At 63.1% G+C, this 6,634-nt stretch carries 3 protein-coding genes; 1 reads left to right on the top strand and 2 read right to left on the bottom strand.

Annotated elements, in window-relative coordinates; translation table 11 throughout:
• Positions 1-1,245 precede the first annotated feature (1,245 nt).
• Positions 1,246-3,981, top strand: a complete 2,736-nt coding sequence (locus NAM01S_RS31660; RefSeq protein ID WP_169810931.1) for a DUF4365 domain-containing protein — start codon at positions 1,246-1,248, stop codon at positions 3,979-3,981.
• A 653-nt stretch (positions 3,982-4,634) separates the two neighbouring features.
• Here the strand turns inward: NAM01S_RS31660 and NAM01S_RS31655 are convergent.
• Both NAM01S_RS31655 and NAM01S_RS31650 read right to left on the bottom strand, forming a co-directional pair.
• The gene (locus tag NAM01S_RS31655) at positions 4,635-5,618 is read right to left on the bottom strand and encodes an LLM class F420-dependent oxidoreductase (protein ID WP_067792513.1); all 984 of its coding nucleotides are present in this window, start codon (positions 5,616-5,618) and stop codon (positions 4,635-4,637) included.
• Between the two features lie 76 nt (positions 5,619-5,694).
• Complete coding sequence (locus NAM01S_RS31650) at positions 5,695-6,630, bottom strand: alpha/beta fold hydrolase (RefSeq protein ID WP_067792510.1); 936 nt, start codon at positions 6,628-6,630, stop codon at positions 5,695-5,697.
• Positions 6,631-6,634 lie beyond the last annotated feature (4 nt).

Genomic DNA, 6,634 nt, shown 5'->3' with positions numbered 1-6,634 from the left:
CCGTACTCGACTCAACGGTTTCGGGGGCGAGCCCGAGAAGATCGTCGAGTACGGCCCATTCGTTGGACTCGGTCGGCATCGTCTTTCTTCCTCTCACCAGAACCGTCACGGGCATGTCGAAGAAGCAGCTGAAGCAGCAGCCTAGCGGCGGCAGGGGGCAACTCAGGGGGATCGTCTGGACAGACAACCTGAATAGCAGCACCACTGGGGCGCCCAGTCGGCGTGCGGTGATCCTCCGTGGGGGAAACCGTCATCTGAACCGGCACCGTCCGCCTGCATCGACCGGGGTTGTCGCGCAGGCGGGTTCACCTGCTGCCGCAGCGTTCGGTGTAGGTGAACACTCGCACCGACAGGCTGAGAGCTTTCTGGCCGTCCTCCTCACCCTGAGCAGGTCATCGAAGTCGATCATCATCACGCCGTCACATTCGACGCGGAACTCCGAGGTTTCTCGTTTGGCGGCGGGATCAGAACTAGACGGACCACCGATGGTAGATAGACACAGCTCCAGATCGAGGCCCCGACATCACCATGGTTTCGCAGCGGGTTCCTGCCACTACGCGACTCCGTCGCGTCTGCGGATGAGCCAGTGGAGATGCGCGGCAAGGCGAAAGGGGCGGACCCAACAGACTGAGTCCTGGAGTGGAGGGCTGCCAGAGGCTTGGCGCATTGACCCTGGGGAGAAGGAGACATGAGGCAACAACTTTCTGCCCGTCTAGCCTGATTGTCCCGCATCCATCTAACCAGAGCTTGTACGGTAGTGCCACTAGCAGCCTGGCGGCGGAGATGCGGTAGCTACTTCTGGATCACTTGACACAAGTGCCGTTACCCCGAATGTGTCGCACCGATGTCAAAATCAGTGGCTGGATGGAGATTTGGCTGCGCCGCGCGGTACCCATAGCGACCTATGGATTTCGACCGATGCCCGCTGAAGGTGTGAGATTTGGTGAGATGTCGGCTGGCTGCGCAGGTCTGCCATCGCGCGCCTCACTCACCGAGAGCGAGGCATGTTGAATGTCGGCATTGAAACGCTCCGCAGCCCATCGGCGTGTCACATTCGCCACGCCGAGAAGCTTTCGGCGAGAGCTACTCTCCAGCAGACGATATGTCTGAGTCTCTGTCGCTGAGCGACAGTTTCGGCACCGGGAAGGCAGGCCGGAGGGCCAGGGTGTGGCATTGGCGAATGGATCGAGGGGTTTCGTGCGAGCAAGCATCACAGGTATTACCGGGAATGTCGGTCAGAGTGCGGTGGAGCTGCAGTTCCTGAGATTGAACTGGGGTGTTGTGCGCAATCCGGTGGAACAGGATCTCGGAACTGATTTGTGGCTGATGGCTCGCGATTCACGTCGGTACGATCTGCAAGCGTTGGTGGGAGCGCAGGTTAAATCCGGCTCTTCGTGGTTCGGGTCACCCAAGCATTCCGCGGATGGAACTGTGGAGGGCTGGTGGTTCGCCGAAAGCGACGACCGACACTTCCGCTACTGGTCCGAGCACCGGGTCCCGCACATCGTGGTTTTGCACGATCCGAGATCGGATCTGTCCTATTGGGTTCAGGTGACCTCCGAGGCGATCGTCTCAACCGGGCAGGGTGCGAAGATCTTCGTGCCGGCCACCTCGACGATCGACGAGCAACACCTCGATGAACTGCTCGAGGCGGCGACCGGCGACCGGCGATACATCCAGTGGGACGGCAGCGCATGGAACAGCCGACACACGATCCTGCATGAGGACACCCTGCGTTATGCGTTGATCGCACCACGCTTGGTCGCGCCCCACCCCAACGTCAGGATCACCGACCTCACCCCCGGTGAAGCGGTCGCGCTGCTGGTCAAGATGCGTCTCGATGACCTCCACCCGCAGCTACCGTTTGCGACCGGACCCCTCGACCTCGATGTGTGCAGGAGCTCCGACATATGGGGTTGGCGGTTTTTTGCGGCTTTGCACGATGTGCTGATCGACGGCGCTTCCTGTGACGTGCTCATGCAATTGGACACTTCCTCGGCTGCGGCGTTCGAACGCGCGGCACTGGCCGTGGTGACCGCGACGCTCTTGGTGGAATCCGGAAGTCCAACTGGGGCCCTGACCGTGGTGGCGCAGGTCGTCGAGCTCGACGAGTGCTGCCCTGTCGACCACGCGTGGTTGTTGATGCATCAGGCCCGTTGCCACCTGGAACTGGGGCAGCTGTCGCGGGCTCGCGCGCTGGCACTCGAGGTCCAGGCGCTGCGACGTTCGGTGCCCCACGACCCAACCGCGATGGCGATCCTGGGCGCCAGCGCCTATCTGGTCTTCACCACCAGCGACTTGACCGAGCGAAGTCTGCCCGATGCAGTGGCCGGACAAGACACCACCGCTGCCTGGTGGCGTACGCAGGAAATCGCATGGGGGCTGCAGGGTGAGGCCGATAAACGCTTCAAAGAATGGGCGAGCGGTGCTCAACGCCGACTAGGTGGGCAGGACACGACCTGGCTGCGGCTGCGCAGCGCGGCGTTGATCGCAGGCGCGGCCGGTGATCACTCAGCCTGGAGGTACACCGCCTCGCTCGGAGCCAAGCACGCATTGACCACCGCAAGCGACGGCGCGGAGTTCACCAGCGCGCTGCGGGTGCTGTTGCGCACTGGTGACAATGCAGCGATCGAGCGCGCGGTGCCGTACCTGCTCGACGTCGGGCCGACCACCGCGGTGGCAGAGGCCCTGTCGGCGGTCGACCTGGAGCAATCGACGACGACATCGTTACGGGCCAACATCGAGATGGTTCGGCGAGGCGCGGACATCCTGCCGCCATCAGAGGCCGACCGGCACGTCCAATGGGCACTCGCGACGCTGGAAGACCCTCTCAAGCTGCACGCCCGTCTCGCACCGACGTTCTACATCACCGGTGTGGTACTCGACATGCTCGCTGCCCTGGTGCCTGCGGTGTCGGCCGCTGGGCTGCGAGCGGTGATCGATCATCTGAATTCGCTTCCTGTGCAAGACGATCAAGCCGTCGCCAGCGGTTATGCACGAGTGGTCTCACGTATCCCCACGCCGGCGTGGACCGAGCACGACTACCACACACTCAGAATGCGCGAGTCGGACAACTTCGAGCTCGCCGACCAGATCACGGCAGTTCTGGCGCAAACCGATTCCAGGTTGCGGCACAGCTTGCAAAGCAAGATCGCCTCCGGCGACCTGCGGGCATTGACCATGTTCGGTGATGTGTGTGACCTCGATCAACAGACCGTAATCGGGTTGGTCGCCAACCTGCGAGATCGGATAGGGGAACAGATCACCGAAATGCGCGGCGGACGAGTGGCAGGTCGGATACACAGCTTCGCCGCGATACTCGCACTGATCAACGCCCGGCATCCTGAGCACGCGGACTGGGAGCCGATCATCAAGCTGCTCTCGGCGCGCCCCGTCGCGGTGGAGGTCCATCGCGAACCGTTGTCGATGATCATGCGACTGGCACAACATGTTCCGGTCGCAGTCGTCGATCAGATGGAAACGGCGCTGCGGGATCTCATGTGCACCGCAGCGTACTATCATCCGTTTTTCGGGGATACTGACCTGCGGGGCCACGCCGCGTCGACGCTGGCAGCCTTGGACCCTACACGGCTCAGTCAGCATGATCTGTGGGATCTGATGGCGGGCACCAAGTATCAGCGTGCGGCCGCGGCCATAGCCTTGGCGCGCCAAAGCCGGCCTGAGCTTATTCACGCCTTGGCTGCCTTGGCGCAGGACACCAACCCCTGGGTCCGTGCTGTCGTTGCCAATCAGCTGGCGCGTTGGGTCGCGACCGGGATCGCTTCCGATGCTTCGAGCGCGTTGTTGCAGCAGATTCTTGCCGGGCCGGGAACATTGGTTGCCCGAATGGTCGCGGTACTGTTCATCGACGCACCGGCGACCGCCGCCGTCGGCAGGCTCGCGGATATGCTCGCCGACCACCCGTCCGCCGAGGTTCGATCGGCATGTGCGGAATGCCGTGCAACCGACGAATCAAGCTGACCCTCAGTATTTCCGAACATTGCGAGTCGCGCACGGAGGAAGAACGGTGGCCCGCTGGACGTGGCCGTAGGCCCTGGCAGGGTGACCGGCAGGGCCGTTTCATGTTTTACCTCGCCAGCGCTTTTCATGGCGGACCGTGCGGCCGTGAGCTTTGGGAGCCATACCGGTGGCGCCTCGCAGAATTGCTGCCGATCAGCGTCGCCGTGACGGTAGCGCGCGCCGACTTCGGTCCGAAGAAACAACGTCTACATCCAATTGCCGCAACCGTGGCCAGCCCGACGGCTCGGCTATCTGGCCTTCGACTCGCGGCGAGTTTACCGAATGCGATCAGGGGCGCCGGGATCAGCGATCACAACCTTGACCCGCGCTCCTGCAGTGGATTCGGTCAGTGGCCTTGAACGACGAAAGAACACCTGTAGCACCGCAAATTCGCTACGAAATGTGTGTTCTTACATCTGAAGGAGCAGTTGGGGTTCTAGTTGTGTGCAGCGCACCGACGCGCCCGTTCCGTGGGTTGATCTTCGATCAGTCTGGCCAGGAAGCCCGGTCGTTAGCGGCACAACCTGGGGCAGGATGGCAGAGAAGTCGCGGATCGCATCTGTGAACGGCGGAAGAATGAGTGCGGGAAGGCCTCCGGAGCTGCTGGAACCGCGTCAGCGATCGCCGATGTAGGCGCGGCCGATTGCCGCTATAGATGCGATGGAGGAAGGCGGTTCTCCGGCGGCAGGCATGATCGCGAGGACCGGTGTGGTGACGCCGGCGTCGACGTAATCCTTGATTCGAGCACTGATTTCAGCAGGTGTGCCGTGAAGGAAGAGTTCGTCGATGAGCTCGTCAGGTATCGCCGCCAGCGCTGCCGCGCGGTCACCGGCCTGCCATGCCCGCCACATCGGCTCCAGCTGTTCGCCTCGACCCAGCCAGCGGTGGAATTCCGCGTATACGGGCACGTTCAGGTAGGCCGCGATGGCCCGTCGCGCGGTCGCACGCACCGCGGCGAGATCCCGGCTGGGAACGACGAAGAGTCGTGCGACGATGTCGGCTTGCGGGTTGGCCTCGAGCACGTGGGGCGTGACCTGGTGGACGTCGGTGGGAGACAGCCAGTTGATGATCGCTCCGTCTGCGACTGTTCCGGCGAGGCGGAGCATACCCGGGCGCAGCGCGGCGATCATGATCTTGGGCTGTCGCTGTGGAACGCGATCGAGCCGGAACCCGTTGATGCTGAAGCTTTCACAGACCATATCGACCTTCTCACCGGTCAGCGTCCGGCGTAGGAAGGTTGCCACATCGCGCACGCGTTGATAGGGGGCGTGAAATCGCAGGCCGTTCCACTTCTCGACGATCACGTCGGAGCTGGTGCCGATGCCCAGTACCACCTCGCTCTGTGAGACGTCGGCCAAGGCCGCAGCCGACATCGCCATGAGCGCGGGACCGCGGGTATATGCGGGGACGATCGCCGTGCCGAACCGGAACGAGGGATGGCTGACCGCGGCGGCCACCAGCGGGGTGAACGCGTCGGCGCCCGATGCCTCTGCCGACCACAGATCGGTGAATCCACTCGCTTCGATGTCGTCGAGCTGCTCGCGTTGCCGCGCGAGCGGCGCCGTGTCGAGTGGAATGGTCAAGCCGAGTCGGCTCATGAGGTCCTTTTCTTCTGGCGGGCAGCAGATTGTGCGGAAGTCCGATCAGATCTCGCACCGCAATTCGTTGGCTGGCTCAGTATCTCGTGGCGCTCCGCCAGCGGCGCCGCAAGAGTGCGTGTGGAGCTGCGATCGGCGACCATCGTTTCTGCGATCGGAGGCTGTCGTCCAAGTCGTCAGGTGAAACTAGGTGAGCTGTGCGCCAGGTCTGGCTTTCGCTCAGGTCCGGTGAGCGGAGGAAGTCGCTGATCGCTGCGCCGGCTCCCGATTCTTGGTCGAGGAGAAGGTAGTGGCCGTGTCCCTCGAACACAAGCATGCGTGCGTTCGGCAAGTGTGTGGCGAGGATCTGGCTGTTGGCGAGGGGGAGCAGTCGATCATTGCTTCCCGCCACGACCAGGACGGGGTGCTCGATAGTCGCCAGCCAGGGCAGACTTGACCAAGTCCACCCGGCGAGAAGCTGTTTGGAGTATCCGCCGAACGATGGTCGTTTGCTCAATCGCTCACCAGCCCATGCGCGCAACAGCTCGGCTTCGGCATTGTGCTCACCGGCAAGCAATGGGATGGTGAGCCCATATACTCGTTTGGACCACAGTCGGAAGGGAGTGAGCGCGGTAAAGGCGCTCGCGAGTGTGCCTGGCACTCCGCCCCAGCCACATGTTGTCGTGGCGAGCACTATGCGCCGGATTCGATCCGGTGCCTGGTGCGCCAGTTGTTGTGCGAGGGCGCCGCCGAACGAGTGGCCGACGACGTCGACGGTGTCGTAGCCGAGGGTGTCGAGCAGGCGAGTGACGAACCGCGCGAGGTCCGACATCGAGTACACGTTGCGTGGTGTCGTCGATCGTCCGGCTCCGGGCGCGTCGAAGCTGATGACCTCGAGATCGGCGAGATCGCGACGGAGTGGCTCCCATAGTCCGAGGCTTCCGCCGAGCCCGTTGATCAGCAACACCGGCTGGCCGGAACCACGCACGTCCACGGCGATCCGGAGTCCGCACACGCTCACTTGCGACGTCATTTCG

This window comes from Nocardia amikacinitolerans NBRC 108937, from assembly GCF_001612615.1.
Lineage (GTDB): Bacteria > Actinomycetota > Actinomycetes > Mycobacteriales > Mycobacteriaceae > Nocardia > Nocardia amikacinitolerans.
This window is presented reverse-complemented; position numbering and strand designations above follow the sequence as displayed.

Excerpts from the sequence above, each read along its gene's own strand:
- NAM01S_RS31655 (WP_067792513.1), bottom strand. The coding sequence starts at position 5,618 with ATGAGCCGACTCGGCTTGACCATTCCACTCGACACGGCGCCGCTCGCG.
- NAM01S_RS31650 (WP_067792510.1), bottom strand. The coding sequence starts at position 6,630 with ATGACGTCGCAAGTGAGCGTGTGCGGACTCCGGATCGCCGTGGACGTG.